General features: G+C 72.2%; 21 protein-coding genes. 8 read left to right on the top strand and 13 right to left on the bottom strand.

The window, feature by feature from the left end; all coding sequences use genetic code 11:
- Positions 1 to 23: 23 nt before the first annotated feature.
- The 3 genes from ACFYY7_RS04325 to ACFYY7_RS04315 form a co-directional block, all read right to left on the bottom strand.
- Positions 24 to 1,328 (bottom strand): SWIM zinc finger family protein, encoded by a 1,305-nt coding sequence (locus ACFYY7_RS04325; RefSeq protein WP_388656786.1) that lies wholly within the window; start codon positions 1,326 to 1,328, stop codon positions 24 to 26.
- On the bottom strand, positions 1,325 to 4,264 hold the full coding sequence (locus ACFYY7_RS04320) for a DEAD/DEAH box helicase (RefSeq protein WP_388656783.1): 2,940 nt from the start codon (positions 4,262 to 4,264) through the stop codon (positions 1,325 to 1,327). The genes ACFYY7_RS04325 and ACFYY7_RS04320 overlap by 4 nt, the downstream gene beginning before the upstream one ends.
- A gap of 90 nt (positions 4,265 to 4,354) precedes the next feature.
- Entirely contained in the window at positions 4,355 to 5,461 is a 1,107-nt protein-coding gene (locus ACFYY7_RS04315) for a slipin family protein (RefSeq protein WP_388656781.1), read from the bottom strand.
- A 243-nt stretch (positions 5,462 to 5,704) separates the two neighbouring features.
- On the opposite strand from ACFYY7_RS04315, the gene ACFYY7_RS04310 reads away from it, so the two are divergent.
- Complete coding sequence (locus tag ACFYY7_RS04310) at positions 5,705 to 6,052, top strand: hypothetical protein (protein WP_388656779.1); 348 nt, start codon at positions 5,705 to 5,707, stop codon at positions 6,050 to 6,052.
- Positions 6,053 to 6,088: 36 nt separating this feature from the next.
- On the opposite strand, the gene ACFYY7_RS04305 is transcribed toward ACFYY7_RS04310, so the two are convergent.
- Positions 6,089 to 6,796: a class I SAM-dependent methyltransferase gene (locus ACFYY7_RS04305; protein ID WP_388656776.1), complete on the bottom strand. Its 708-nt coding sequence runs from the start codon at positions 6,794 to 6,796 to the stop codon at positions 6,089 to 6,091.
- Positions 6,797 to 6,881: 85 nt separating this feature from the next.
- On the bottom strand, positions 6,882 to 8,093 hold the full coding sequence (locus ACFYY7_RS04300; protein ID WP_388657122.1) for a PucR family transcriptional regulator: 1,212 nt from the start codon (positions 8,091 to 8,093) through the stop codon (positions 6,882 to 6,884).
- A 202-nt stretch (positions 8,094 to 8,295) separates the two neighbouring features.
- On the opposite strand from ACFYY7_RS04300, the gene ACFYY7_RS04295 reads away from it, so the two are divergent.
- The 3 genes from ACFYY7_RS04295 to ACFYY7_RS04285 are packed head-to-tail and all read left to right on the top strand — an operon-like array spanning position 8,296 to position 12,332.
- On the top strand, positions 8,296 to 9,192 hold the full coding sequence (locus ACFYY7_RS04295) for an SGNH/GDSL hydrolase family protein (protein WP_388656773.1): 897 nt from the start codon (positions 8,296 to 8,298) through the stop codon (positions 9,190 to 9,192).
- 6 nt (positions 9,193 to 9,198) lie between these two features.
- Entirely contained in the window at positions 9,199 to 11,190 is a 1,992-nt protein-coding gene (locus ACFYY7_RS04290) for a hypothetical protein (RefSeq protein WP_388656770.1), read from the top strand.
- Between the two features lie 44 nt (positions 11,191 to 11,234).
- Complete coding sequence (locus ACFYY7_RS04285; RefSeq protein ID WP_388656767.1) at positions 11,235 to 12,332, top strand: tyrosine-protein phosphatase; 1,098 nt, start codon at positions 11,235 to 11,237, stop codon at positions 12,330 to 12,332.
- 118 nt (positions 12,333 to 12,450) lie between these two features.
- Here the strand turns inward: ACFYY7_RS04285 and ACFYY7_RS04280 are convergent, their stop codons facing one another.
- On the bottom strand, positions 12,451 to 13,569 hold the full coding sequence (locus ACFYY7_RS04280; protein WP_388656764.1) for an ADP-ribosylglycohydrolase family protein: 1,119 nt from the start codon (positions 13,567 to 13,569) through the stop codon (positions 12,451 to 12,453).
- Between the two features lie 77 nt (positions 13,570 to 13,646).
- Here ACFYY7_RS04280 and ACFYY7_RS04275 point away from each other — a divergent pair, with 77 nt between their 5' ends.
- Positions 13,647 to 13,925: a DUF6343 family protein gene (locus tag ACFYY7_RS04275; RefSeq protein WP_351255443.1), complete on the top strand. Its 279-nt coding sequence runs from the start codon at positions 13,647 to 13,649 to the stop codon at positions 13,923 to 13,925.
- Positions 13,926 to 13,965: 40 nt separating this feature from the next.
- On the opposite strand, the gene ACFYY7_RS04270 is transcribed toward ACFYY7_RS04275, so the two are convergent.
- The 3 genes from ACFYY7_RS04270 to ACFYY7_RS04260 form a co-directional block, all read right to left on the bottom strand.
- Positions 13,966 to 14,334 carry a tetratricopeptide repeat protein gene (locus tag ACFYY7_RS04270; RefSeq protein ID WP_266736563.1) on the bottom strand — a complete coding sequence of 123 codons (369 nt, stop codon included), beginning with the start codon at positions 14,332 to 14,334 and terminating at the stop codon, positions 13,966 to 13,968.
- Between the two features lie 169 nt (positions 14,335 to 14,503).
- A complete protein-coding gene (gene coaE, locus ACFYY7_RS04265) occupies positions 14,504 to 15,109 on the bottom strand; it encodes a dephospho-CoA kinase (RefSeq protein ID WP_388656760.1) in 606 nt (201 codons plus the stop codon).
- Between the two features lie 42 nt (positions 15,110 to 15,151).
- Complete coding sequence (locus ACFYY7_RS04260; protein ID WP_351255448.1) at positions 15,152 to 16,090, bottom strand: PAC2 family protein; 939 nt, start codon at positions 16,088 to 16,090, stop codon at positions 15,152 to 15,154.
- A gap of 453 nt (positions 16,091 to 16,543) precedes the next feature.
- On the opposite strand from ACFYY7_RS04260, the gene ACFYY7_RS04255 reads away from it, so the two are divergent.
- On the top strand, positions 16,544 to 17,506 hold the full coding sequence (locus ACFYY7_RS04255; protein ID WP_388656757.1) for a right-handed parallel beta-helix repeat-containing protein: 963 nt from the start codon (positions 16,544 to 16,546) through the stop codon (positions 17,504 to 17,506).
- Positions 17,507 to 17,606: 100 nt separating this feature from the next.
- On the opposite strand, the gene rpsA is transcribed toward ACFYY7_RS04255, so the two are convergent.
- Complete coding sequence (gene rpsA / locus ACFYY7_RS04250) at positions 17,607 to 19,118, bottom strand: 30S ribosomal protein S1 (RefSeq protein WP_072483117.1); 1,512 nt, start codon at positions 19,116 to 19,118, stop codon at positions 17,607 to 17,609.
- A gap of 399 nt (positions 19,119 to 19,517) precedes the next feature.
- On the opposite strand from rpsA, the gene ACFYY7_RS04245 reads away from it, so the two are divergent.
- Both ACFYY7_RS04245 and hrpB read left to right on the top strand, forming a co-directional pair.
- Positions 19,518 to 20,342, top strand: a complete 825-nt coding sequence (locus ACFYY7_RS04245; RefSeq protein WP_388656754.1) for a class I SAM-dependent methyltransferase — start codon at positions 19,518 to 19,520, stop codon at positions 20,340 to 20,342.
- 55 nt (positions 20,343 to 20,397) lie between these two features.
- The gene (gene hrpB, locus ACFYY7_RS04240) at positions 20,398 to 22,920 is read left to right on the top strand and encodes an ATP-dependent helicase HrpB (RefSeq protein ID WP_388656751.1); all 2,523 of its coding nucleotides are present in this window, start codon (positions 20,398 to 20,400) and stop codon (positions 22,918 to 22,920) included.
- On the opposite strand, the gene ACFYY7_RS04235 is transcribed toward hrpB, so the two are convergent.
- The 3 genes from ACFYY7_RS04235 to ACFYY7_RS04225 all read right to left on the bottom strand — a co-directional run bounded on the left by ACFYY7_RS04235 (position 22,901) and on the right by ACFYY7_RS04225 (position 25,952).
- The gene (locus ACFYY7_RS04235) at positions 22,901 to 23,890 is read right to left on the bottom strand and encodes a DUF3068 domain-containing protein (protein WP_388656748.1); all 990 of its coding nucleotides are present in this window, start codon (positions 23,888 to 23,890) and stop codon (positions 22,901 to 22,903) included. The two genes, hrpB and ACFYY7_RS04235, sit on opposite strands and share 20 nt — an antisense overlap.
- 56 nt (positions 23,891 to 23,946) lie before the next feature.
- Positions 23,947 to 24,084 (bottom strand): SPW_0924 family protein, encoded by a 138-nt coding sequence (locus tag ACFYY7_RS04230; protein WP_266736577.1) that lies wholly within the window; start codon positions 24,082 to 24,084, stop codon positions 23,947 to 23,949.
- Positions 24,085 to 24,227: 143 nt separating this feature from the next.
- Positions 24,228 to 25,952: a lytic murein transglycosylase gene (locus ACFYY7_RS04225; RefSeq protein WP_388656745.1), complete on the bottom strand. Its 1,725-nt coding sequence runs from the start codon at positions 25,950 to 25,952 to the stop codon at positions 24,228 to 24,230.
- Positions 25,953 to 26,122: the final 170 nt, after the last annotated feature.

Genomic DNA, 26,122 nt, shown 5'->3' with positions numbered 1-26,122 from the left:
GGCGGTACCGGTGCCGGCCGGACTCAGCCCCCGCTGAGCTCCACGAGCGCGCTCACCGGATCGGTGTCCGGAATGGCGCGGGGCCACCAGTCGTCCTCGCCCGGCTCGGATTCGTAGCCGTACCAGCGGCCGTCGTGGCCGAAGCGGAGCTGGAGTGTGCCACCGGGATGGGTGAGGTGGTTGCGCCGAGGCTGGAAGCGGGGGAAACCGGCGGCCGCGAGCGCGGGACGGGCCCGGTCGAAGGGGCCGGCCGGGGGGTCCCAGGGGGTTTCGAGGACGGCCAGCCCTCCGGCACCGCCCTGGCGCCAGGCCGCGACCGCACGGGCCAGGTCGGTGGTGGTGCGGCCGGTGGCGTATGCCAGCTCGCGGTAGAGGGCGCGGGTGGTGGCGGTGAGCCCGGCGGTGGGGCGGGACGCTGCCAGCCGTACCGCGTCCTGCCAGGGGGTGAGTCCGGCGAGCGGGTCGAGGCCGGTGGTGAGGAGCGCGTGCGCGCGGGCCGCCGCGTCCGTGGCGAGGTGGTCGAGGGCCAGCGGGTCCCGTGCGCCGGGCAGGCTCGGGTACGAGGGCGGCTGCGCGGGGTGCGGCAGCACCGGGAGCGGGGCGGGGAGCGGCGGGAGATAGCGGCCGGCGAGGGCCTCGCGGGCCGGCACGGAGGGGGTGGAGGGGGCTGCGGGGCGTTCCCGCGCGGAGTGGGCGGCGTTGCGGCGGCCCAGCTCTTCGAGGAGTTCCCGTTCGCCCCGGCCGCGCAGCAGCAGGAGGACGAACGGGTCGGTGTCCAGGAGTCGCGCCATCTGGTAGCAGAGCGCGGCCACGTGCTTGCAGGGCCAGCCGTGGTCGGGGCAGGAGCAGCCGGGGTCGAGGTCCCCCGCGGCGGGCAGCAGTGCGATGCCGGCCTCGGCCGCCGTGTCGGCCAGCGAGTGCGGCATCTCCTTGGTGAGCAGCGCGGCAAGGTGGCCGGGCCGGGCCGCGACCGCGTCGAGGAAGGTGTCCCAGTCGGGGTCGGCGAGGGTCCGCAGCCGCAGTTCGCAGCGGTAGGGGCGGGGCCGGCTGCCGTGGACGTAGGCGACGACCCGGCCGGGGGTGACGGTGATCGCGGCGACCTTGCCGCTGTCGGCGTACGTGCGGCCGCGGGAGAGCCGGGCCTCGTCCATCGAGAGGGCTTCCAGAGCGGCCACCCAGGCACGGCCCCACCAGCTGTCCGCGAAAGGTTCGTCGCCGTCCCCCGTGCGGGGCGGTACGGCCTCGAAGGTGCGCCGCAGGTCGTCGGGGCCGGGGCGCGGGCGGGCGACGGGCCGGGGGTCGTGGCCGGTGTGCGGGCGGGGGCTCATGCCGGCCTCCGGAGCGAGACGAGATCGGCCAGGTCGCGGTCGCTGAGCTCGGTCAGCGCGGCCTCGCCGGTCCCGAGGACGGTGTCGGCCAGCGCCCGCTTGGCCTCCAGCAGCTCGCCGATCCGGTCCTCGACGGTGCCTTCCGCGATCAGCCGGTGCACCTGGACGGGCTGTGTCTGGCCGATGCGGTACGCCCGGTCCGTGGCCTGTTCCTCGACGGCCGGGTTCCACCAGCGGTCGTAGTGGATGACGTGGGCGGCCCTGGTGAGGTTCAGTCCGGTGCCCGCCGCCTTGAGGGAGAGCAGGAAGACCGGGACCTCGCCGGACTGGAAGCGGTCCACCATCCGTTCCCGTTCGGCGACCGGTGTGCCGCCGTGCAGGAGCTGGGAGGGGACGCCGCGCGAGGCGAGGTGGGCGGAGAGGAGCCTGGCCATCGTCACGTACTGGGTGAAGATCAGGACCGAGCCGTCCTCGGCGAGGATCGTGTCGAGGAGTTCGTCGAGCAGGGCGAGCTTTCCGGAACGGCCGACGAGGCGGGTCGGCTCCTCCTTCAGATACTGCGCGGGGTGGTTGCAGATCTGCTTGAGCGCGGCCAGCAGCTTCATGATCAGGCCGCGGCGGGCGATGCCTTCCGATGCCTCGATGAACGCCATCGTCTCGCGGACCGCCGCCTCGTAGAGCGTGACCTGCTCGCGGGTGAGGAAGACGGGGTGGTCGGTCTCCGTCTTGGGCGGCAGCTCGGGGGCGATGCCCGGGTCGGACTTCTTGCGGCGCAGGAGGAAGGGCCGGACCAGGCGGGAGAGCCGTTCGACCGCTTCGTCGTTGGCGAGCCCGGCGGCCGTGCCGGTGTTCTCGACGATGCGGGCGTGCCGGGCCCGGAACGCCTTGAGCGGGCCGAGCAGCCCCGGGGTGGTCCAGTCGAGCAGGGCCCACAGCTCGGAGAGGTTGTTCTCCACCGGGGTGCCGGTGAGGGCGACCCGGGCCGGGGCCGGGATGGTGCGCAGCGCCTTCGCCGTGGAGGACTGGGGGTTCTTCACGTGCTGGGCCTCGTCGGCGACGATCAGGCCCCAGCTGTGGCCGGCCAGTTGCGCGGCACTGGAACGCATCGTGCCGTACGTGGTGAGGACGAAGCCGCCGCCGGACCCGGCCAGGGTGCGGTCGGTGCCGTGGAAGCGGCGCACGGGGACACCGGGAGCGAAGCGGCTGATCTCCCGGTGCCAGTTGCCCAGCAGGGAGGCGGGGCAGATCACGAGGGTGGGCTCGGGGCGGGCGCGGTGCAGGTGGAGGGCGATGAGCGTGATCGTCTTGCCCAGGCCCATGTCGTCGGCGAGGCAGCCGCCGAGGCCGAGCGAGGTCATCCGGTCCAGCCAGGCCAGGCCGCGCAGCTGGTAATCGCGGAGGGTGGCGTCGAGGCCGGGCGGCGGGGCGATGGTCGTGTGGTCGGCGGTGATGCGCTCGCGGAGCGCGGCCAGCGCTCCTACGGGCACTGCGTCGACCTGTTCGCCGTCCACCTCGGCGGTGCCGGTCAGGGCGACGGCGAGGGCATCGACCGGATCGAGCAGGCCGAGCTCCCGCTTGCGTGCCTTGCGTACGAGCGCGGGGTCGACGACGACCCATTGGTCCCGCAGCCGCACCACCGGGCGGTGGGCCTCCGCGAGTATGTCCATCTCCGCCTCGGTGAGCCGGTCGTCGCCCAGCGACAACTGCCAGTTGAAGGCGAAGAGCTGCTCGGCGTCGAAGAACGAGGTGCCGTCGGTGGCCGAGCCGGGCGCGGGCCGTACGACGGCGGAGGCGGTGAGCGAACGGGCCAGCTCCCTGGGCCAGTGCACGCTCACCCCGGCCGCCGCCAGCCGGGCTCCTGCATCGCCGAGCAGCTCGTACAGCTCGTCCTCCGCGAGGGCGAGCACATCGGGCACCGGCTGGTCGAGCAGTCGCTCCAGAGGCGCCCAGACGCGGGCGGCCCGGCGCAGGGCGAGGACGGCGTCGATCCTGGCGCGCGGGCCGAACGGCTCGCCCGCCCCGCCGTTCCACAGCGCGGCGGCATCGGTGACGTAGGTCGGGTCGGCGAGGCTGTGTATTTGGGTGACGGCCGCGGCGGCGTGCCGCGCGGCGCCGGGGCCGGAGGCGTCGGCCCCGTCGGGACCGGTGGCATCGGAGGTGTCGTACGTACCGGCCGTGTCGAAGAGCTCGTACGCCGACAGGTCCAGGCGCAGCGACACCCGTACACCCGCGTCGAGCCCGGACGCGACCTCGACCGCCCAGTCACGGGCTCCGGGCAGGTGCTGGGCCTCGCGGGCCGCGAAGGGCGCGCCCATCGCGTACGCCGCCGCGGGCGTACGGGGCAGGGTGTCGGCGACCGCGTCGAGGAAGGACCCGAGCAGCCACCGGGGGTCGGGGAGCCGGAGCGGGGTGAGATCCGGCAGCGGTACCGCGTGGCCCTCGGCCGGCATGGCGGCGGCGATCGCCCGGAGATGGGCGATGTCCTCGGCGTCGCGCGGCCCGGCCCGCCATGCGTCGTGGTCGTCGCCCGTCAGACCGGGGAGCAGTCTGCCGCGCGCCGCCAGGTTGAGCGCCTGGAACGCGGCGGCGCCCCAGCAGCGCGTGGCGGGGTGGGCGGACTCCTGGTACCGGGCCCGCATCAGCAGCGGCAGCGCATCGACGACGGGCAGCAGCACCGAGGGCACCGTGTGCCGGCGGACGCCGTCGCCCTGCCCGTGCCTACGGACGACGGTGATCTCCGCCGTGCGCACACCGGGTGCCGGACTCCCCGGGTCCACGGGGTGTGCGCAGAGGTCGCCCGGCTCCGGGAGGAGGCCGCCGGCGGGATCCCAGAAGGCGACGCTCCCGTCCCTCGGCAGCGGCGCGGGCAGGAACACGGCGGCAGAGCGCAGGAGACGGATGGCGGAGGCGTCCTGCTGCTGTTGTGCCGTGGTCATCGGTCCCCCTCCCCTCCCGCGCCGATCCTCTTGATCGCCTTGATCCTCATGACTCCTGCGAGTCTAGGCGGGGGGTCTGACAACCGGTCCTCAGTGCTTGGCCAGCGGCTTCGGACGCGAGGGCCGGGCGGGAACAGCGGCCGGGGGCGGTGGCGCGGGCATGGGCGCGGGCGCCGGGGGCGGTGGCGCGGGCATGGGCGCGGGCGCCGCGGCCGACGGCTGCGGCGATCGCGGCTGGGCCGGGCGCTGGGCCTGGGCGGGGCGCTGCGGCGGGGCAGGACGGGGCGCCTGTGCATGGCGCTGCGGCTGCGTCTGCCGCTGCGGCTTGGCGGCGGCGCTCTGCGGGGGCGGCGCCGGCTGCTGCTGCCTGGGCGTCTGCTGTTGCTGCCCGGGCGCAAGCTGCTGCTGTCCGGGCGCCGGCTGTTGCTGCTGTGCGGGCTGCTGTGCCCGCTCCAGGAAGCGGAGCAGCTCCACCGGGAACGGCAGCACCAGCGTGGAGTTCTTCTCCGCCGCGACCGCCACCACTGTCTGCAACAGGCGCAGCTGGAGCGCGGCCGGCTGGGCGGACATCTCCCCCGCCGCTTCCGCGAGCTTCTTCGATGCCTGGAGCTCGGCGTCCGCGTTGATGACCCGGGCCCGCCGCTCACGGTCGGCCTCGGCCTGGCGGGCCATGGAGCGCTTCATGGTCTCCGGCAGCGAGACGTCCTTGATCTCCACCCGGTCGATCTGCACGCCCCAGCCGACCGCAGGGCTGTCGATCATCAGCTCCAGACCCTGATTCAGCTTCTCGCGGTTGGACAGCAGATCGTCCAGATCGCTCTTGCCGATGATCGACCGCAGCGAGGTCTGTGCCATCTGCGACACCGCGAACCGGTAGTCCTCGACCTGGATCACGGCGCTCGCCGCGTCGACGACCTTGAAGTAGATGACCGCGTCCACCCGCACCGTCACGTTGTCCCGGGTGATCCCGTCCTGCGCCGGCACCGGCATCGTCACGATCTGCATGTTGACCTTGCGCAGCCGCTCGATGCCGGGGATCACCATGGTGAACCCGGGTCCCCGTACATCGTCACGAAGCCTGCCGAGCCTCAGCACGACGCCCCGCTCGTACTGCTTGACGACCTTGGCCGCCGCAGCCAGGTACAGCGTGCCCACCGAGGCCGCCGCCACTATCGCGATCACGAGATCCTGGACCATGTCGGCCCCCTGAAAGCCGAAAACTGACTGAATGCGACTGAATCAAACGAATTCCGTGAACCTCACGAATCATATGAATCAGCCGCTGTTACCACGGTATGCCCAGTCTCAATCAATAGGAACACGGACGGGCCCCCGCCCTGCGCGGCCCTCCCCCGCCCGGCCGCGCACCGGATGCCGGGGCACCGGCGAGGGGGCAGGGTTTCCGGCGTCAGCACGTACTCCGTAGACGAGGACCCGCCCATGCCCGTGATCGCTCACCGAAGCCGCCGCCTCGGCATCGCAGCCGGGACCGCGCTCCTGACCCTCACCGTCGCAGGCTGTTCCGGACTCGGCCGGACCGCGGTCGGGCCGATCACCTACACGACGGGGCGGGGCGCCGTGATCATGGTCAACAGCCCGTCCGTGAAGGGCTGCCACCGCCTCGCCCCCTCGGGCGCCACGGCGGTGAACAACAACACCCTGGTCGACATCATCCTGTACCGCACACGCGACTGCACCGGCCCGGGGACGACGTACCTCGCGACGAAGCTCAGCGATGTCAACGGGCTCTCCGCGCTGCCGTGGCGCAGCTACAGCACGGTCCACTGACCGGACAACCGAGTTCGGTCGACCACGGTCCGGCGGCTACGCGGGCACGGCGCGCACCCATATTCCGTCGTCCGTGAGATACCGGTCGACGGCCAGGCCCGCCGCCGCCAGATGCCCTTCGAACTGTTCCTTCGACAGCTCCCGCGACCGGAACGTCTGGGTCCATCGCGCGTCGTCGAAGATGTACTCGGCATGCACCGAGTCCACCCCGTCCCCCACGGGCTGGGCCGAGACGATCCGTACGGTGTACCCGCCCGGATATCCGTCCGGATAGGTCCTCTCCCTCGGCAGGTTCGTGCGGTAGTCGGCGCCCTCGCGCTGGAAGAGCACGACGCCGCCGTCCTTGACGTGCTTGCGGCAGGTCCGCAGCAGCCCGTCACGCACCCGGTCCTCGCTCGCGTGCACCAGGAACGACGCCAGCATCACCACGTCGAACCTCTCCTCGCCGAGGTCCAGCGACTCGATGGGGCTCCGCACGGTGCGGGCACCGCGGACCTGCTCCAGCATCTGAGCCGATTCGTCCACGGCGGTGACCTCGAAGCCGCGCTCGATCAGCGGATGGGTCACCCGGCCCACGCCGCAGCCCAGTTCCAGAATGCTTGCCCCGGCGGGCACGGCCGCCGCGATCACGTCCGGTTCGTCACGGACGGGCAGCCGTCTGTACAGCTCGACCGCGCACCCGTCCGGGGTGATCGCGCCGGGCCCCGTCCCTGAATATCCCTCACGCACCAGTTGTCCGCTCATGTATGGACGAACGTACGGTCGTTGACGATGGTTCCGTTCCCGTTCCCGTTCCCGTTCCTGTTCCTGTTCCTGTTCCTGTTCCTGTTCACAGCGAACGACGGGCGACCAGTGCCGCACTGATGTGCTGGAGGTCGGCCGGGCGGGCCGGGGAGAGCCCGGTCAGCCGGTCGATGCGGCGGATTCGGTAGTCGACGGTGTTGGGGTGGATGTGCAGGGCGGCCGCGGTGGCCCGCCGGTCCAGGCCCAGTTCGAGATACGTCTCCAGCGTGCGCAGCAGCTCCGGCTTCGCCTCCAGCGGCCGCAGCAGCTGCGCGAGCCCGCGCAGGGCCTCGCTGGGCCGGCTGAGCTGGTATTCGAGCAGGACATCGGCCAGCCGGTACAGGCCGGGCGGCCGGCCGGTACGGGCGACCAGGTCGACGATCTCGGTGTTGCGCGCCACGGCGGCCGGCACCGCCTCCGGTCCGGCGGTCTCCGTGGCGGCGGTGATGGGGACACCGGCGGCCCGGGTCGCCTCCTCGATCAGCTCGCACAGACCGCCGGGTCCGTGCCACGGCGGCGGCTCGGCGACGGGCAGCAGCACCGTGCCGCCGGAGGCGTCGAGGGCGGTGAGCGCCGGCGTACCGGCGAAGTGGTCGAGGGCCGTGCGGACCCGGCGGATCTTGCGCCGGGCCGCGACGCCCGCCCCCGGCCCCGGTAACTGGTTCAGCTCGTCGGGGTGCGGGCCGAGCGCGAGCGTCATCGTGAGGTAGCGGGCAGCCGGGCGCAGCCCGGTGCGGTGGGCGAAGCGGTCCAGGGGTTCACCGGTCAGCAGGGCGGCCATCAAGGCGTGCCGGCCCCCGTGTTCCTGGCTGTCGAGGATCTGCCGGGCCTCCAGATACGCGCTGCTGACGGCGGAGGTCAGTTGCTGCTGGAGGACCATGATGCGGTCCATGATCTCCAGAACGGTGGCGAGATCGCCGGGCAGCGCCCCCTTCGCGGTCTCCTGCCAGCACATCGCCGTGCCGACCTGGTAGGCGGTGAGGATCGCGTCCAGCGGCACGCCCTCCTCGGCGCGCTGGGCCGCCGAGTCCCGCTGCTGGGCGAGTTCGGCGTCCGTGGCGGGGCGGCGGTGCTCGACGACGTCGGCGAAGAGCCGCAGATTGTGCTGGACGATATCGGCGATGTCGCCGGAGATCTCCTCGTGCGGCAGATCGGCGTAGACCGGCAGATCGGCCAGCAGCCGGGCGACGACACGGCCGGTCAGGGCCGGGACCCGGGCGCGCAGCTGCGCGGCCACCGGGCGCCCGGCGATGGACAGCGGCCGGCCCTGTGGCCCGCCCGGGACACCGTGCTCCCCCGTGATCACGAGCGGCCGTTTGTCACGCGTCACAAGTTCCCCCGCAGAAGTCTGCGTTACCCACCAGTTAAACGACGGCAGTCGAGTCTGCATGATGACCGGCGTCACACGCCATGCCACGTTCCGCCCTCACCCCCCACCACCGTCGGAGGATTCCGTGAACATGCCGCAGAACAAGGACATCTGCCGTTCCGTCAGAACCATCATGGGTGCGCTCGCCCTGGCCGGCCTGGCCGTGGGGACCGGTGCGGTCCCGGCTTCCGCGGCCGGTACGGACGACACCACGTCCTATGTAGCGCTCGGCGACTCCATGGCCTCGGGACCGCTCATCCCGGACATCACGGGGCCGGTGGCCTGCGGCCGTTCCACGCACAACTACCCGCACGAACTGGCCGCGCGCCTCGGTGCGTCGCTGACCGACGTCACGTGCAGCGGCGCCTCCTCCAAGCACATGACCGAGAAGCAGTCGCTGTCGCTGCTGGACATCCCGATGGGCTCGGCCCCGCCCCAGTTCGACGCGCTGCGCGCGGACACCGACCTGGTGACGCTGACCATCGGCGGCAACGACGCCGGTCTGGTCGGCATCGCGCAGAAGTGCACCACCCTCGACCCGAACGCCACCCCGTGCAAGGAGAAGTACAACGAGGGCGGCGTGGACCAGGTGGGGCAGCGCATCGCGGAGTTCGCGCCGAAGCTGGGCGCCGTACTGGATTCGATCCACCAGCGTTCGCCGCAGGCCCGGGTGGTCGTCACGGGGTACGGCCTGTACATCAAGCCCGGCGGCTGCTGGCCGCTGCAGCCAGTCCTCCCGGTGGACGCGGACTTCCTCCAGGGCAGCGTCGACCGGATGAACGCGGTGATCGCCCAGCAGAGCGCCGCGCACGGGGCCGAGTACATCGATCTGGCCACGCCCAGCAAGGGCCACGACTCCTGCCAGGCCCCGTCGGACAAGTGGGTCGAGGGCTATGTGCCGACCGCGGCCGCCGCCCCGCTGCACCCCAACCGCAACGGTGAGGCGAACTACGCCGCCATCATCGGCGCGCACCTCCAGGGGAGCTGACCGAAGTTGCTCCATCGCCTGCTGCGCGGGCTGCTGGCGGCGGCGCTCGGCGCCGCCGCCCTGCTCGTCCCGGACGCCTCCGCGGCGCGGGCCGCCGGGGCGTCCGGGCCCGGCTGCGACCCGCTGGCGCCCGTCGAGTGCCTGCTGCCGTTCCCGAACGACTGGTACACCCGGCCCGACCCGGCCACCGACACCGGCCGCCGCGTGTCCTTCGGCGCCACCATGCTGCCGCGCGCCACGGCCGGCCGCCCCATCGACCCGACGGCCTGGAACAGGTCCGACGGCTTCTCCCCCGGCTCGACCCTGATCGCGCACGTCCCCGGCCTCGACCAGGCGGCGACCGGCATGGCCCCCATCACCGACATCGGCCGCTCCCTGGCCCCGGACGCCCCCGTCGTACTGCTGGACACCCGGACCGGCGAGCGGTGGCCGTACTGGGCGGAGCCGGACTCCAACGCCACCGACCCCGCGCGCCGGGCCCTGCTGATCCATCCCGCGCGCAACTTCCGCGACGGTCACCACTACGCCGTAGCCCTGCGGAACCTCAAGGACGGGGCGGGGCGGACCGTCCCGGCCGCCGAGCCGTTCGCCGCCGTCGCCGGGAAGCCGCTGCCCGCCGGGCATCCGCTGCACGCCCGGCAGCATCAGCTCCGCCCGGCCCTGAAGGCGCTGCGCAGGTCCGGGGTCCGGTCCGAAGGGCTTTATCTGGCCTGGGACTTCACCGTCGCGAGCACCCAGAGCCTCACCGGCGATCTCTTCACCATCCGTGACGACGCGTTCCGCCGGCTCGGCGGCCGTTCCCCCGCGTTCACCGTCACCGGGGTCACCGACTTCACGGCCGAGCAGGACCCCCGGATCGCCCGCGAGGTGACCGGCCGGATCGAGGTGCCCAGCTATCTGAACCTGCCCGGCGGCCCGCCCGGCTCCGTACTGCACCGCGGCCGCGACGGCCTGCCGCGGCGGCTCCCGTCGAACACCCAGGCCGCCACGTTCCGCTGCGAGATTCCGCGCGCCGCCTTCCGTACCCCCTCGCACCCCGCCCTCTACGGGCACGGCCTCCTCGGCCGCCGCTCCGAGGTCGGCGCGGGCAACGTCAAGGCGATGGCGGCGGAGCACGATTTCACGTTCTGCGCGACGGACTGGACCGGGATGGCCGAGGAGGACATACCCGTGGTGCTAGGCGCGCTCGCCGACCCGAACCTCTTCCCCGCCGTCCCCGAACGCAGCGAACAGGGCATGCTGAACGCCCTCTTCCTCGCCCGCGCCCTGATCCACAGCGACGGCCTGACCACCGACGCGGCCTTCCGCGACAGCGACGGCCGCCCGCTCGTCGACATCCGGCACGGCATCGGGTACGACGGGAACAGCCAGGGCGGAATCCTCGGCGGCGCACTGGTGGCCGCCTCGCCCGACATCCGGCGCGGGGTCCTCGGCGTCACCGGCATGAACTACGGCCTGCTCCTCAACCGCAGCGCCGACTTCGCCCCGTTCCAGCAGGTCCTGGACCTCTCATACCCGGACAAGCTGCGCCAGCAGATCGTCCTCCAGCTGTTCCAGATGGTGTGGGACCGCGGCGAGACCAACGCGTACGCGAACCACCTCACCGACCGCCATCAGGTGCTGATGCACATCGCGTACGGGGACCACCAGGTCGCCAACGCGGCGGCCGATGTGGAGGCGCGCACCATCGGCGCCCGGCTGATCGCCCCCGCGCTGGTACCGGGCCGCAGCCCGGACACCGTCCCGTACTGGGGCATCGGGACCGTCACCCGCGACCAACTGCCCCACCGGGGCTCCGCGATGACGGTGTGGGACAGCGGAACACCCAGCCCACCGCTCACCAACACCCCGCCGACCGTGCCGAGTTACGGCCACGACCCGCACTCCGACCCCCGCAACTCGTCGGCCGCCCGTCAGCAGAAGGCCACCTTCCTGACCACCGGCCGTGTCATCAATGTCTGCGGCAACACGCCGTGCACCGCCGTCCCCACCTCCTGACCCCCCACCTCCCACCCCCGACAGGGATGCAGACAAGGAGCACCATGCGCACGCACCGCATCACCCAGGCAGCCGTCGCGGCCGTCCTGCTCGCCGGTACGGTCCTCGTACCGCCCGCCCTCGCCGCCACACCGGCCGGCGCACCCGCGACGAGCGCCGAGGCCCGGGCGCGGGCCGCCGCCGTGCCCTTCACCGCGGCCACCGCCAAGCGCGCCGCCGACGGCGGCTACACCATCTCCTGGTCCTCCGCCGCCCGATCGGTGACCGTCACCGCCGTCACCTCCCCCGACGCCACCACCGGCACCCCGGTGGGCACCGCACCCGGCACCGGTTCACTGACCGTCCCCGCCGCAGCCCTCGCCGAGACGGGACGCTGGTACTTCCGGCTGGTACCGGACAGCGGCTCCCCGCTCGTCGTCGCCGACCGTTCGCTCGGGATCGACTCCGCCCGCAACTTCCGGGACATCGGCGGCTACCGCACCACCGACGGCCGCTGGGTGCGCCCGGGTCTGGTCTACCGCTCCAACAAGATCAACAGCCTCACCGACGCCGAACAGCAGCGGCTGCTCTCCCAGCGCCTCACCCTCGATGTGGACCTGCGCAACGCGGTGGAGCGGCACGACGACCCGGACCGGCTGCCCGCCGGTGTGAAGTACCAGGTCGCCGATGTGGTATCGCTCAGCCACGGCATCCGCTTCCACGACTCGGCCCTGATGACCCTGGCCGAGGCCATCGCGGCCGGGCTGTTCTCCGGCTCGTCCGACCTCGGCCAGTCCATCGGCTACCCGTTCATGGTCAACTTCGTCGGCGCCGACTACGCCTTCCACGACCTGCTCACGGCCGTCGCCACGAACGACTCCGGCGCGACGGTCTACCACTGCAGCTCGGGCAAGGACCGCACCGGCTGGAGCACCGCCGTCCTGCTCACCCTGCTCGGCGTCCCGCGCGAGACCGTCGAGGCGGACTTCCTCGCCAGCAACGACTACCTGGGCAACCCGAAGGCCGTCGAACTGAGCTGGCTGCGCGCGGCGTTCGACGAGGTGGACCACCTGTACGGCGACTTCGACACCTACGTACGCGAGGGCCTGAAGATCGACGACGCGACGGTGGCCGCGCTGCGCACCAAGCTGCTGACCGACTGACGCACCCTCACCACCCGGTGTGCCGACGAGCGGTGCCCCCGCCGACCAGCGGCGGACGGCCGCCCGTCAGCACACCGGGTGCCGTCGGCCCGTCAGCGCATCGGGTACCGGCCGTCCCTCAGCACATCGGGTACCGGCCCTCCGGCCAGGCGACCGCGTGCTCAGACTCCAGGCACAGGTCGTCGGCCACCTCGGTGATCACCGCGCGGCCCTCGGTCGCCACCAGCCAGGACGGCGGAAGGTGTACGTCCCCGTGGCGTGCGCCGAGCAGGTTGCCGCAGACCGCTCCCGTGGAATCGCTGTCGCCCGAGTGGTTGACCGAGAGCAGCAGCGCCCCGGCCACCTGATCGGCGCCCGGCAGCACCAGAGCGCAGTACACAGCGATGGCCAGGGCCTCCTCGGCGACCCAGCCCGCCCCCAGCGTCTCCACCTTCTCGCCGGTCGGCGCGCCCTCCGCGGCCAGGTCGACGGCGGCCCGCAGCGCCTTCGCCGTCTCCTCGTGCCCCGGGTGGCGGCGCAACAGCTCCATCGCCCTCAGCACGGCGCCCGCCATCGAGTCGCCCTCCAGGAGGTGCGCGACGATCGCGGCGAGGGCCCCGGCCGCGTACGCGCCGGTCGGATGGCCGTGGGTGATCTGCGCGCACCAGTACGCGAGCCTGAAGCTCTCCTCGGCGTCCTGGCCCACCAGCCCGAAGGGGGCGGACCGCATCACCGTGCCGCACCCCTTCGACCCGGTGTTGACGGGGCCGGGCTCACCGAGCCGGTGCGTCGGCTCGGGGACGTGGCCGGTGGCGAGCCCGGTCAGGCAGGCGTTGCCCGGAGCCCGGCGCGCGTACAGCCAGGGCTGCCGCCGGAGCCAGCCGGTCCGGATCGGGTTGTCACCACCCGCGACGGGCGGCGCGGGGTGGTTCTGGGTGTCCAGCCAGCGCAGGTAGGCGTTGCGTACGAGCGCGGTCTCGGCACCGCCGATCCCCTTCGACGCCGCCCTGGCGTGGGCCCTGATCAGCGCTTCGGCCGTGAACAGGGTCATCTGCGTATCGTCCGTGACCCGTCCGACGACCCCTTCCACGTCCGGGAGGAGCCCCTGTACGCCGTGCTCCCCATGCTCGCGACGGATACCGGCCAGGGACAGGAACTCCACCGGGTTTCCCAGCGCGTCCCCGATCGCCCCGCCCAACAGGCAGCCCCGCACCCGCGACCTGCGGCCGGTGCGGTCCTCCCACGATGTGCCGTTCACGCGCGATCCCCTCAGTCCGACGTCGACATGTCCCAAAACGCCGTCGCGGGTCCATCCTGGTAGGAGAGGCGATCGCCATGCGTACCGGGAATGAACCGACGACAGCCCGCAGTCCACTGCGGCTGCGGCTCTGGCTGAGTCTATGGGGGCTGGCCTGGGCCGTCTTCGGCCTGGCGGCCTTCACGCTGACCGGCCGGCCGGGCTGGGCCGCCGCCTGCGGCCTGCTGCTCCTGCTGGTCCTGGTGGATATGACGGTGATCGTGCACCACATCCACCAGGGCCCGCACTACCAGCCCGGCCGCGACATCCCGCCGTACGAACCCGACCACGGCGGACGCGGCAGGTACGGGCACTGAACCGGGCCGGGCGGGCGCGTACCCGCCCGGCACCGTCGCCTCAGTCCTGGGCCGGGAAACGGGCCGCCTTCAGGTACTCCGGGTTCGGGTCGAGCGCGGCGGCCAGCCGGAAGTGGCGGGCGGCCCGGTCGGTGCGGCCTGCTCGCTCGAAGGTGCGGGCCAGCGCGAAGTGCGCGAAGGCGTTGTCCGGTTCGCGCTCCAGGACGAGCTCGAATTCGAGCTCGGCGGGGCGCAGCTGGGCAGCTGCGAAGAACGCGCGGGCGCGCAGCAGCCGGGCCGCGGTGTTCTCCGGATGGGCCGCGATCACCGAATCGAGCAGCTTCACCGCGCCACGGGGATCGCGCGCGGCCAACAGCTGTTCGGCCGCGCGGAAGTCGATGACGTCGGTCTCCGGGGTCCTCTCGGGCACGCTCTCGTCCTTCCCTTCGTCACCGAGTCCTCGACTCGTCACCGGGTCCTCGACTCGTCACCGGGTCCTCAACGTCCGGGCGCGGTCCGGTATTCTGGTCCTGGCCGATGCCGGGCCGGGGCCGGCCGGCCGCGGACGCCGACGCCCGCCCGGACCGCCGGTGCCGGGGTCAGCCGGCCTCGGCGGCCCGCCCGGTCAGCTCCGACCAGACCTTGCGGACCTGCGGCTCCAGGTTCTCCAGCGGTCCGTCGTTGTCGATGATCAGATCCGCCACGGCTCGCCGCTGCTCCCGGGTGGCCTGGGCGGCCATCCGCGCGCGGGCCTCGGGCTCGGTCATGCCGCGCAGCCGTACGAGCCGGTCGAGCTGGGTGTCGGGGCTCGCGTCCACGACGACGACCAGGTCGTAGAGCGGCGCCAGGCCGTTCTCGGTGAGGAGCGGGACGTCGTGGACGACGACCGAGTCGGGGCCCGCGGCCCGCTCCAGCTCGGCGGAGCGGGCGCCGACCAGGGGGTGGACGATCGCGTTGAGGGTGGCGAGCCGGTCCGCGTCGCCAAAGACGATCGAGCCGAGCTTCGGCCGGTCCAGGGTGCCGTCGGCGGTGAGGATGCCGGCCCCGAACGCGTCGACGACGGCCGCGAGCCCGGGTGTCCCCGGCTCGACGACCTCCCGGGCGATCCGGTCCGCGTCGATCAGCACGGCTCCGTATCCGACGAGCAGCCGTGACACTTCACTCTTGCCGGCGCCGATCCCACCGGTCAGGCCCACTTTCAGCATGCCCGGCAGCCTAGTACGAGGGGTGACCGGCGGCCGGGGCGGTCAGGCGTCCCCCTCGCGCTCCGCGAGGAACCGCTCGAATTCGAGGCCGATCTCGTCGGCGGACGGCAGGTCCACCGGCTCGGCGACCAGGTTGCCCCGGGTCTCGGATCCGGCGACCGCGTCGTACTGGTGCTCAAGGCCCTCGACGAGCGAGACGAGCTCCTCGTCGCCCTGGTCGATCTGGCGGTCGATCTCGGTCTGGGTGCGGTGCGCCTCCGTGCGCAGCGCATGGGCGACGCTCGGCAGGACCAGGCCGGTCGCGGCGGTGATCGCCTCCAGGGCGGTGAGCGCCGCGTCCGGGTACGCGGAGCGGGCGACGTAGTGCGGCACATGGGCGGCGACACCGAGGACATCGTGTCCGGCCTCCATCAGCCGGTACTCCACCAGGGCCTCGGCGGAGCCGGGCACCTGCGCCTCGTCGAAGGGGCTGCGGTGGCCGGGCATGAGGTCCGTGCGGTTGCCGTGCGGGGTGATGCCGACGGGGCGGGTGTGCGGAACACCCATAGGGATCCCGTGGAAATTCACCGCGAGGCGGACGCCGAGGCGCTCGACGATCTGCTCGACGGCGGCGGCGAAGCGCTCCCACTCCACGTCGGGCTCGGGCCCGGAAAGAAGCAGGAAGGGCGCTCCGGTGGCGTCCTGCACGACCCTGACGTCGAGCGTCGGGGTCTCGTAGGCGGCCCAGCGGTCGCGCCGGAAGGTCAGCAGCGGACGCCGTGCGCGGTAGTCGACGAGACGGTCGTGGTCGAATCTGGCCACGACCTGGTGCGGCAGGGTTTCGAGCAGGCCGTCCACGATCTGCTCGCCGGTCTCGCCCGCGTCGATGTATCCCTCGAAGTGGTAGAGCATGACCAGGCCGGCCGACTCCTGCGCGAGCGCCATGTCGACGACGGCCAGGCCTTTCGGCTCCCATTCGTACAAACTCTGCGGATCAGGCACGGTTACCGCTCCTCCTCGTGTTCCTGGAGAAGAACGTCCGGCAGGGCACATGCATTCCCGGACTGTGCCCTTTCACCGGCCGGTTCATGCCCGATCCGACGTGAGAACCCGGGCGCGGCTCCCGAGGCGGACTCCCGTGACGGGCGTCCACCTTCCCTCTGGAGATACAGGCGTTGAAGTTCATGTCGATGAACACCTGGACGAGGAAGCCGAGTTCACGACCGGTCCCGGGCCACCGGGTCCCCGCGCGGGCGGGCAACGGGCCGTCAGTTTCCCGTACACCACACAGGCGTTCCTCCGTTCACCCGGTCCGCCGGTCCACCCTCGCCCGGCATTGGTCCAGACATTGACACCGCGGTACCCCGTCCCTACCGTCACTGGGCAGAAAGTTCAGAGACTCGCCCCACATTCACGTACGAGAACCTCGGACTCCTTCGACGGGAAGGCACCCCCATGCGCACCCGCACTCTCCTCCCGGCCCTGCTGGCCACCGCGCTCGCCACCGGCGGCCTCGCCCTCGCCTCCGCCACCACGGCGGGTGCGGCAACGGTCATCGACGTGAGCACCGCAGCCCAGCTCAAGTCCGCCCTCACCGCCGCCGCCCCCGGCGACACCATCCGGCTCGCCGACGGCACGTACACCGGAAACTTCAAGGCGACCGTCCCCGGCACCGCTGCCGCCCGGATCACCCTCACGGGCTCGGCCAAGGCGATCCTCACGGCCGGCGGGGGCTACGGACTGCACCTCAACGGGGCCTCGTACTGGACCGTCGAGGGCATCACGGTCACCGGCGGCCAGAAGGGCATCATGGCCGACACCGCCACCGGGGTCGTCATCGATTCGGTGACCGTGCACGACCTGGACATGGAGGGCGTCCACTTCCGCAAGTCCAGCAAGAACGGCGTCATCAAGAACTCGCGGATCTACGACACCGGGCACGACGGCCGCGGCATGGGCGAGGGCGTCTACGTCGGCACGGCCGGCGATCTCTCCGACCGGAGCGACGGGGTGCAGATTCTGCGGAACACGATCGGCCCGGGGGTCGGCGGCGAGAACGTCGACATCAAGGAGGGCACCACCGGGGCGAGGATCATCGGCAACACCTTCGACGGCAGCGGGCTGACCGGCGCCAACTACGACGACTCCTGGGTCGACGTGAAGGGCGATGACGTGCTCGTCGAGGGCAACAAGGGCTCCCGTACGACCAACAACGGCTACGAGACCCATACCCAGCAGAGCGGCTGGGGCTGCGGCACCGTCTTCCGTGACAACACCTCGGACCTGACCGGCGCCGAGGGCGACAAGCAGCTCGCGATCAACGTCACCAACTACAACACGGGCTGCCCGACCACCGTCCACAGCAGCAACACCGTGACCGGCGGCAAGGGCCTGACCAACATCACCGTCACCCCGTAACCGCCGCCCGGCGGAAACGAGTGAGGCCCGCTCCCCGAGGGGAGCGGGCCTCACTTTTCAACTACTGCGGTCGATCATCGACCGGAGGGGGTGCAGAGCGTCAGCTCTGGCCGCCCGCCAGCTTCTCGCGCAGGGCAGCCAGGGCCTCGTCCGACGCCAGGGCGCCGGAGTTGTCCGCGGACTCCGAGGAGTACGAGCCGCCACCGCTGCCGCCGGAGGCAGCCGGGGCGCCACCGGCCGGGGCGGCAGCGCCCTCGGCAGCAGCGGCCTCGTCGGCCTCGCGGGACTTGATGACCTGGGCCTGGTGCTGCTCGAAGCGCTGCTGCGCCTCGGCGTACTGCGTCTCCCACGCCTCGCGCTGGGTCTCGTAGCCCTCGAGCCAGTCGTTGGTCTCGGGGTCGAAGCCCTCGGGGTAGATGTAGTTGCCCTGGTCGTCGTAGGACGCGGCCATGCCGTACAGGGTCGGGTCGAACTCGACCGAGGCCGGGTCGGCACCGAAGGACTCGTTGGCCTGCTTCAGCGAGAGGCTGATGCGACGACGCTCGAGGTCGATGTCGATGACCTTGACGAAGATCTCGTCGTTGACCTGGACGACCTGCTCCGGGATCTCCACGTGGCGCTCGGCCAGCTCGGAGATGTGGACCAGACCCTCGATGCCCTCGTCGACGCGCACGAACGCACCGAACGGAACGAGCTTGGTGACCTTACCGGGAACGACCTGCCCGATCTGGTGCGTGCGGGCGAACTGCTGCCACGGGTCTTCCTGCGTCGCCTTGAGCGACAGGGAGACGCGCTCGCGGTCCATGTCGACGTCGAGAACCTCGACGGTGACTTCCTGGCCGACCTCGACAACCTCGGAGGGGTGGTCGATGTGCTTCCAGGACAGCTCGGAGACGTGCACGAGACCGTCGACGCCGCCGAGGTCCACGAACGCACCGAAGTTGACGATCGAGGAGACGACGCCGGAGCGGACCTGACCCTTCTGCAGGGTCGTGAGGAACGTCTGGCGAACCTCGGACTGGGTCTGCTCCAGCCAGGCACGGCGGGACAGGACCACGTTGTTGCGGTTCTTGTCCAGCTCGATGATCTTGGCCTCGAGCTCCTTGCCCACGTAGGGCTGGAGGTCGCGGACACGGCGCATCTCGACGAGGGAGGCCGGCAGGAAGCCACGGAGGCCGATGTCGAGGATGAGACCACCCTTGACGACCTCGATGACGGTACCGGTGACGATGCCGTCCTCTTCCTTGATCTTCTCGATCGTGCCCCAGGCACGCTCGTACTGAGCGCGCTTCTTGGACAGGATGAGGCGGCCTTCCTTGTCCTCCTTCTGGAGAACCAGGGCCTCGATCTCGTCGCCGACCTTGACGACCTCGTTCGGGTCGACGTCGTGCTTGATCGAAAGCTCGCGGGAAGGGATGACGCCTTCGGTCTTGTAACCGATGTCGAGCAGGACCTCGTCCCGGTCGACCTTCACGATGACGCCGTCGACGATGTCGCCGTCGTTGAAGTACTTGATCGTCTCGTCGATCGCGGCGAGGAAGGCTTCCTCGTTACCGATGTCGTTGACCGCTACCTGCGGGGTGGTGGCGGTGGTCTCGGTGCTGCTCGTCATGTGGGAAAGGGCTCCGGTACGGACAGTGAGTCGTAGGTACTGCTACGCCGGGAGCCCGTATCACCTCTGCAGAAGCCGGACAGCTCCGGAAGCACCGAACCCGCTGGACGGGAGACGCCTCGCGAACCGAGGGGACATACAACAGATGCGAGCGCGGCCTGCTAGGTCTGAGGCGCGCAGGCTCGCGGCGCAACTTGTAGCATACGGGGGCAGCCGGGCACGGTCAATGCGCGAAGGCGCACACCGGGGGCGCAACGGCTCATATCCGGCACAACTCGTGTTCCCCGAGGCCAGATCGGCCGCAGGAGACAATCCATGGGCACGGGAGCCGTACTCACAGGTACCCCCAGGTACGTACCGCGTGCGGCGGGGTGAAGGCAAACTACAACGACGGACACGATGAGCCAAGAGATCTACCCGGCCGAACCCGAGGCGACGCGCCGCGACGCGTCACAGGCCGAGAGCAGCCGGGCCAGTCGCGGCTGGTGGGACCGGAACGCCGACGAGTACCAGAGCGACCACGGCACCTTCCTCGGCGACGACCGGTTCGTCTGGGGGCCGGAGGGGCTCGACGAGGCGGAGGCCGGTCTGCTGGGCCCCGCCGGGTCGCTGAACGGCCTGGACGTCCTGGAGATCGGCGCGGGCGCCGCGCAGTGCTCCCGCTGGCTCGCCGCTCAGGGCGCCCGCCCGGTGGCGCTGGACCTCTCGCACCGGCAGTTGCAGCACGCGCTGCGGATCGGCGGCAGCGATGTGCAGGCGGTCCGGCTGGTGGAGGCGGACGCCGGAGTGCTGCCGTTCCGGGACGGCTCCTTCGACCTGGCGTGCTCCGCCTACGGCGCGGTGCCCTTCGTCGCCGACCCCGTGCAGGTCTTCCGCGAGGTGCGCCGGGTGCTGCGCCCCGGGGGCCGCTGGGTCTTCTCGGTGACGCACCCGCTCCGCTGGGCGTTCCCGGACGAGCCGGGGCCCGAGGGCCTCTCGGTCGCGGCCTCCTACTTCGACCGCACCCCCTACGTGGAGCAGGACGAACGGGGCGAGGCCGTGTACGTCGAGCACCACCGGACGCTGGGCGACCGGGTGCGGGACGTCGTGGCCGGGGGCTTCCGGCTGGTCGACCTCGTCGAACCGGAGTGGCCCGCCTGGAACCACCAGGAGTGGGGCGGCTGGTCCCCGCTGCGCGGAAACCTCATCCCCGGCACGGCGATCTTCGTCTGCGAACGGGACTGATCCGGTACCGGCACCGGGGTACGGGAGCGGGGGCGGGCCGTACGAGACTGGGGGCGTGATCCGTACCGACGCCCTGGACCAGTTGCCCGTACGCACCGCTGTGCCCGCCCTGGAGCAGGCGCTCGACGACCGCGGCGTCGCGGTGCTGTGCGCGCCGCCCGGCACCGGCAAGACGACCCTCGTACCGCTGGTCCTGGCCGGTCTGGCCGGCGGCGGTCCGGTGCGCCGGGTGGTGGTCGCGGAGCCGCGGCGGATCGCGGCACGGGCGGCGGCGCGGCGGATGGCGTGGCTCATCGGGGAGCGGGCCGGCGGCCGGGTGGGGTTCACGGTCCGCGGGGAGCGGGTGGTGGGGCGCGACACGGTGGTGGAGGTGGTGACCACCGGGGTGCTGCTCCAGCGGCTCCAGCGCGACCAGGAGCTGGCCGGGGTCGACGCGGTGATCATCGACGAGTGCCACGAGCGCCATCTGGACGCGGACACGGTCGCCGCGTTCCTGCTCGACGTGCGGGAGGCGATCCGGCCCGATCTGCGGCTGGTCGCCGCGTCCGCGACGACGGACGCGCAGGGCTGGGCACGGCTGCTGGGCGATGCCCCGGTGGTCGAGGCGCAGGGGGTCTCGCATCCGGTGGAGGTGGTCTGGGCGCCGCCCGCCGCTCCGGTGCGTCCGCCGCACGGGATGAGGGTCGATCCGGCGCTGCTGACGCATGTGGCCGCGACGGTGCGCCGGGCGCTCGCCGAGCGGGACGGCGACGTGCTGTGCTTCCTGCCGGGCGTCGGCGAGATCGGCCGGGTCGCGGGGCAGCTGGCCGGGGTGGCCGCCGAGGTGCTCCAGGTGCACGGGCGGGCTCCGGCGGCGGTGCAGGACGCGGTGCTGGCCGGGTCGTCCGGCGAGGGGCGGCGGGTGGTGCTGGCGACCTCGGTGGCGGAATCGTCCCTCACGGTGCCCGGGGTGCGGGTGGTGGTGGACTCGGGGCTGGCCAGGGAGCCGCGTACCGATCACGCGCGGGGGCTGAGCGCGCTGACGACGGTGCGGGCCTCGCAGGCGGCCGGAAGACAGCGGGCGGGCCGGGCCGGGCGGGAGGCGCCCGGGGCGGTGTACCGGTGCTGGGCGCAGGCGGAGGACGGGCGGCTCGCCCGGTTCCCGTCCCCGGAGATCAAGGTCGCGGACCTGGCGGCGTTCGCGTTGCAGGCGGCGTGCTGGGGCGATCCGGACGCCTCCGGGCTGGCGCTGCTCGACCCGCCGCCCGCGGGTGCGATGAGCGCGGCGCGCGAGGTGCTGACGGCGGTCGGCGCGGTGGACGCGGAGGGCCGGGTGACCGACCGGGGCGTACGGATGTCCCGTCTGGGCCTGCATCCCCGGCTGGCACGGGCGCTGCTGGACGGCGCCGACGAGGTGGGAGGGCGGCGGGCCGCCGAGGTCGTGGCGCTGCTGAGCGAGGAACCGCCGAGGGAGTACGGGGACGATCTGGCGGCCGCGCTGCGCGCCGCCCGGCGGGGCGGGGACGGGTACGCGGCGCGCTGGCGGCAGGAGGTGCGGCGGCTGTCCTCCTTCGTCACGGACGCGTTCGTCGCGGACGCGGGCGGGGGGTCCGGGCCGGACGACGCGGCCGTGGGCCTGGTGGCCGCGCTGGCGTTCCCGGAGCGGGTGGCTCGGGCCCGGGGCGAGGGGGCGTTCCTGATGGTTTCGGGGACGGGTGCGCAGCTGCGGGACGGTTCGGGGCTGCGCAGCGCGCCGTGGCTGGCGGTCGCGGTCGCCGACCGGCCCGCGCACTCGGCGTCCGCGCGGGTGCGGCTCGCGGCCGTCATCGACGAGGAAACGGCACGGGTGGCCGCCGGGCATCTGCGGTTCGCGGGCGAGGAGGTCCACTGGGCCGGCGGCGACGTGGTGGCCCGCCGGGTGGAGCGGCTGGGCGCCGTCGAGCTGTCGGTGCGCCCGCTGAAGCAGCCGGCACCGGAGCTGGTGCGTGGGGCGCTGGTCGAGGGGCTGCGGCGCGAGGGACCGGTACTGCTGCGCTGGACACGGGAGAGCGAGCAGTTGCGGGAGCGGCTCGCGTTCCTCCACCGCGAGCTGGGCGAACCCTGGCCGGACGTGTCGCGGGACGCGCTGCTGGAACGTACCGACCAGTGGCTGGAGCCCGAGCTGTCCCGGGCCCGGCGGCGCTCCGATCTGGCGCGGATCGACGCGGGGCAGGCGCTGCGGCGGCTGCTGCCGTGGGCGACCGGCGAGGCGGTGCGGCTGGACGAGCTGGCGCCGGAGCGGATCGAGGTGCCGAGCGGTTCCCGTATCAGGGTGGAGTACGGCGGGGCACAGCCGGTGCTCGCGGTGAAGCTCCAGGAGCTGTTCGGTCTGCGGGAGACCCCGCGGGTGGCCGGGGTGCCGGTCCTGGTCCACCTCCTCTCCCCGGCCGGCCGGCCCGCCGCCGTCACCGCCGATCTGGCGTCGTTCTGGCAGGACGGCTACCGGGCCGTACGGGCGGAGCTGCGCGGCCGCTATCCGAAGCACCCGTGGCCGGAGGACCCCACCACGGTGGAGGCGACCCGGTTCACGAAGGCACGGCTCAAGCGGGAGCAGGAGTAGGCACGGGGTCCGCTGTCGGGTCCGGGCGGCGGGAGCGGGCCTCCAGCCACAGGGCGAGGGCGAGCAGTCCGGCACCGAGGACCAGGAAGCCCCACGGCAGGTACGAGGTGAGGAGCAGGACCAGCAGGCGCTGGGACTTGACCAGGTCGACGACCGATTCGACGTAGTCCGGGCGCATCTTCACGTGCCCGGCGAACACGGTCATGGTGTCCTGCGGCATGCCCATCTTCTTGGCGTTGCGCAGCTCCTCCTTGTGGATCTCCTCGCCGTTGACGGGCGCTCCGGTGACCGGGTCGATCCAGAACATCCGCTTGGTGGTGTACCAGCGGGTCATGCCCGTCTTCGCGATCTGTTCCGTGGTGACGCCCTTGATCGGCATCTTCTTCGGCATCGGGACCTTGGTCCACGGGATGGTCTGCTCGAAGTAGTAGACGTCCATGCCATGGAAGGTGCGGGTGCCCTTGTAGTGGATGGGCGAGCTGGTGCGGGTCTGGGCGTCGAAGTACTCGTAGTCGCGCTTCTCGGTGAGGAAGGGCCACTTGAACTCGATGCCCTCGCGCCGGACCGGGTCGCCGTCGACGGATTCGCCGGTGGCGTGGACGGGGGCCTGGCTGTGGGCGTCGAAGATGTAGCGCTCGGGGATCTGGGAGACCATCTTGCCGTCCGGGCCGGCCACGAAGCTGAGGGCGTCCCAGACGACGACGTCGCGTCCGGCACTGCGCTCGATCTTCTCGGACTCCTCGACGTTGCCCTTGAGGGTCTGCACGATGGTGACCTTGGGGACCGTCTTCACCTTCATGTTGTCGTTGTAGTCGAGGAGGGTGGCGGGCTTCGCCTCCAGCACCGTCTCCTGGTACTGGCTGGGCGGGATCTTCGCCAGCCTGGGGAAGGCGTACCAGCGCATCAGTGGCGACATGGCGGCGAAGAAGACGGCGAATGCCAGGAGTACGAGGCTGGCTCGGCGGCGCATGTGGGTGCCCTCCCTCGGCTTCGGTTGCTTCCGGTGGTCAGTGCCGGTGAGGGGCACTAGTTCTTGGGGCCCGGGATGGTGGTCAGCAGGGGTTTGGGTGAGGTCTCTCCGGGCGGGGCTCCGATCGCCGTGATGGTGAAGACGAGCGCGAGGGCTGCGGCCAGCCCGATGGCGGCGGCGACGAGAGCACGCATGCCGGTCCTCCCGGAGAGCATGGATCTGATGGGTCGTCAGGGTTGGGGCACCGTAGCAACGCGGGCGCGAGATGAGAACACGTAGAACAGCCCCTCTGCCGGGTGGTGGCGGAGGGGCTGCTGCGGCGTGCGGAGGAACGAGGTCAGGCGGCGGGCGTCCCGGACGGCTCGGGCGTCTCGGAGGCGTCGGGCGTCCCGGAGGGATCGGGTGTCGCCGAGGGCTCGGACGCCTCGACCTTCAGCTCGACGACGACCGTGGCGCCGCCCTCTGTGGTGAGGCGCAGCTTGTAGGTGCCCGCGGTGCCGTCGGCGTAGATCTTGGGCAGCTTCAGAGTGCCGTCGGCGCCGGTCTTCAGCCCCGTGAGGGTACGGACCGTCTTGCCGTCGGCGTCCTTGAAGTAGGGGCCCTTGTCGTTCTCGGCCGGCTTCTCGGCGTCGGTGATCATGGTGGCGGTGACGGCGACCCCGGACGCGATCTCGCCCTTGTAGGTGGCCTTGACCTCGACGGTGTCGGCGAACTCGGCGCCTGGCGCCGCGGTCAGCGCCTTGTCGTCGGTCCTGGCGATCGCGTCGGCCTGGCGGGCGGTGACGGTCGCGTCGTAGGTGACGGGGGGCAGCGAGCGGCCGGTGGCGGTGGCCCGCACCGTGAACTTCCCGGCCTTCTCGCCCGCCTTCAGCACCGGGGCGGTGACCGTTCCGTCGGCGCCGGTCCGGAGGGTGACCGCCTTCTTCCCGCCGTCGAAGGCGGCGTCGGTGTCACCGGCGACGGTGAAGGTCACGGACACCTTGGCGAGCGGGCCGCCGAGCTTGTTCTTGGCCCGCACCTTGATCCGCTCGGCGAAGGCGTCGCCCGCGGTGGCCGCAAGTGTGCCCGTACCGGCGTTCTCCACGCCCGCGAGGGTCTCGGACGGCTTGGTGGGAGGCGTCGGCTCCGGGGTCGGCTTGGTCGACCCGCCGTCGCCCGGCTTCGAGGGGCCGGGCGACGGCTTGCCGGATCCGGGCGGCGAGGGCGACGGGCTCGGGCTGCCGGGGTCGCGGTCCGTACCGCTGCCGAGGCCGGGCGGGACGGCGCCGGTTCCGTCGGGGATCTCGTGGGTGCCGCGCTTGTAGTAGTCGAACCACGAGCGGACGGTACGCAGATAGGCGTCCGAGTGGTTGTAGCTCAGGACCGCCCGGTCGAGGTCCGCGGCGAGGGACAGATCGCGGGAGCCGGCGCAGAGGTAGCGTCCGGCGGCGAGCGCCGCGTCGTAGATGTTGTTGGGGTCCTTGCGGCCGTCGCCGTTGCCGTCCTGGCCCCAGGTCGCCCAGGTGGACGGGATGAACTGCATCGGGCCGACGGCGCGGTCGTGGGTCGAGTCCCCGTCGTACGCCCCGTTGTCGGTGTCCTTGATCATGGCGAAGCCCCGGCCGTCGAGGACCGGGCCGAGGATCGGCGAGAACGTGGTGCCGTTCGCGTCGACCCGGCCGCCGCGGGCCTGGCCGGACTCGACCTTGCCGATCGCGGCGAGCAGCTGCCAGGGCAGCCGGCAGGCGGCGTCGCTGCCGGCGACGGTCTGCTCGGCCTTCTTGTACGCGGCCAGGATCGAGGCCGGGATGCCGGATTCGGCGCTGCCGGTGACGGGCAGATTCGTGGACGTGCCCGGCTTGTTGGGGGTGTTCAGCGGGGGCAGGTCCGTGTAGTACGGCGAGTTGCCGGTGGCCGCGCTGTCGTCGGGCGGAGGTGTCGACCCGGTGGCCTGCGGGTCGTCGCTCCCGGTGACCAGCGTGGCGCCCGGGGCCCCCGAGGCGGAGAGCGCCGCCACGGCAACGGCGGCCACAGCGGTGGTGGTCGCCCCCTTGCGAAGCCGGCGACCGAATTGCGCTGCCATACCTCAGGCCCCTCCCCTTCGAGAAAGTCCCCGCTCCCCAGCGACAGGACTCAGGCGACCCTACGGCAACTTGTGCCACCGGGACACTGTGCACTGACCGGTTCTTACCTGTTTTTCACGTTCCCGACAGCAAGTTGCACGGCGGCGTACGGGCGGGACACGGCAGGCCT

The organism is Streptomyces sp. NPDC001933, assembly GCF_042890955.1.
GTDB lineage: Bacteria > Actinomycetota > Actinomycetes > Streptomycetales > Streptomycetaceae > Streptomyces.
Note: the sequence above shows the minus strand (reverse complement) of the source record. Positions and strands in the feature narration are given on the sequence as shown.

What these genes read in the sequence shown, in the direction of transcription:
- rpsA (WP_072483117.1), bottom strand. Translation starts at nt 19,118, where the DNA reads ATGACGAGCAGCACCGAGACCACCGCCACCACCCCGCAGGTAGCGGTC.
- ACFYY7_RS04255 (WP_388656757.1), top strand. Translation starts at nt 16,544, where the DNA reads ATGCGCACCCGCACTCTCCTCCCGGCCCTGCTGGCCACCGCGCTCGCC.
- ACFYY7_RS04320 (WP_388656783.1), bottom strand. Translation starts at nt 4,264, where the DNA reads ATGACCACGGCACAACAGCAGCAGGACGCCTCCGCCATCCGTCTCCTG.
- ACFYY7_RS04315 (WP_388656781.1), bottom strand. Translation starts at nt 5,461, where the DNA reads ATGGTCCAGGATCTCGTGATCGCGATAGTGGCGGCGGCCTCGGTGGGC.
- coaE (WP_388656760.1), bottom strand. Translation starts at nt 15,109, where the DNA reads ATGCTGAAAGTGGGCCTGACCGGTGGGATCGGCGCCGGCAAGAGTGAA.
- ACFYY7_RS04325 (WP_388656786.1), bottom strand. Translation starts at nt 1,328, where the DNA reads ATGAGCCCCCGCCCGCACACCGGCCACGACCCCCGGCCCGTCGCCCGC.
- ACFYY7_RS04245 (WP_388656754.1), top strand. Translation starts at nt 19,518, where the DNA reads ATGAGCCAAGAGATCTACCCGGCCGAACCCGAGGCGACGCGCCGCGAC.
- ACFYY7_RS04275 (WP_351255443.1), top strand. Translation starts at nt 13,647, where the DNA reads ATGCGTACCGGGAATGAACCGACGACAGCCCGCAGTCCACTGCGGCTG.
- ACFYY7_RS04310 (WP_388656779.1), top strand. Translation starts at nt 5,705, where the DNA reads ATGCCCGTGATCGCTCACCGAAGCCGCCGCCTCGGCATCGCAGCCGGG.
- ACFYY7_RS04295 (WP_388656773.1), top strand. Translation starts at nt 8,296, where the DNA reads ATGCCGCAGAACAAGGACATCTGCCGTTCCGTCAGAACCATCATGGGT.
- ACFYY7_RS04235 (WP_388656748.1), bottom strand. Translation starts at nt 23,890, where the DNA reads ATGCGCCGCCGAGCCAGCCTCGTACTCCTGGCATTCGCCGTCTTCTTC.
- ACFYY7_RS04285 (WP_388656767.1), top strand. Translation starts at nt 11,235, where the DNA reads ATGCGCACGCACCGCATCACCCAGGCAGCCGTCGCGGCCGTCCTGCTC.
- ACFYY7_RS04230 (WP_266736577.1), bottom strand. Translation starts at nt 24,084, where the DNA reads ATGCGTGCTCTCGTCGCCGCCGCCATCGGGCTGGCCGCAGCCCTCGCG.
- ACFYY7_RS04305 (WP_388656776.1), bottom strand. Translation starts at nt 6,796, where the DNA reads ATGAGCGGACAACTGGTGCGTGAGGGATATTCAGGGACGGGGCCCGGC.
- ACFYY7_RS04225 (WP_388656745.1), bottom strand. Translation starts at nt 25,952, where the DNA reads ATGGCAGCGCAATTCGGTCGCCGGCTTCGCAAGGGGGCGACCACCACC.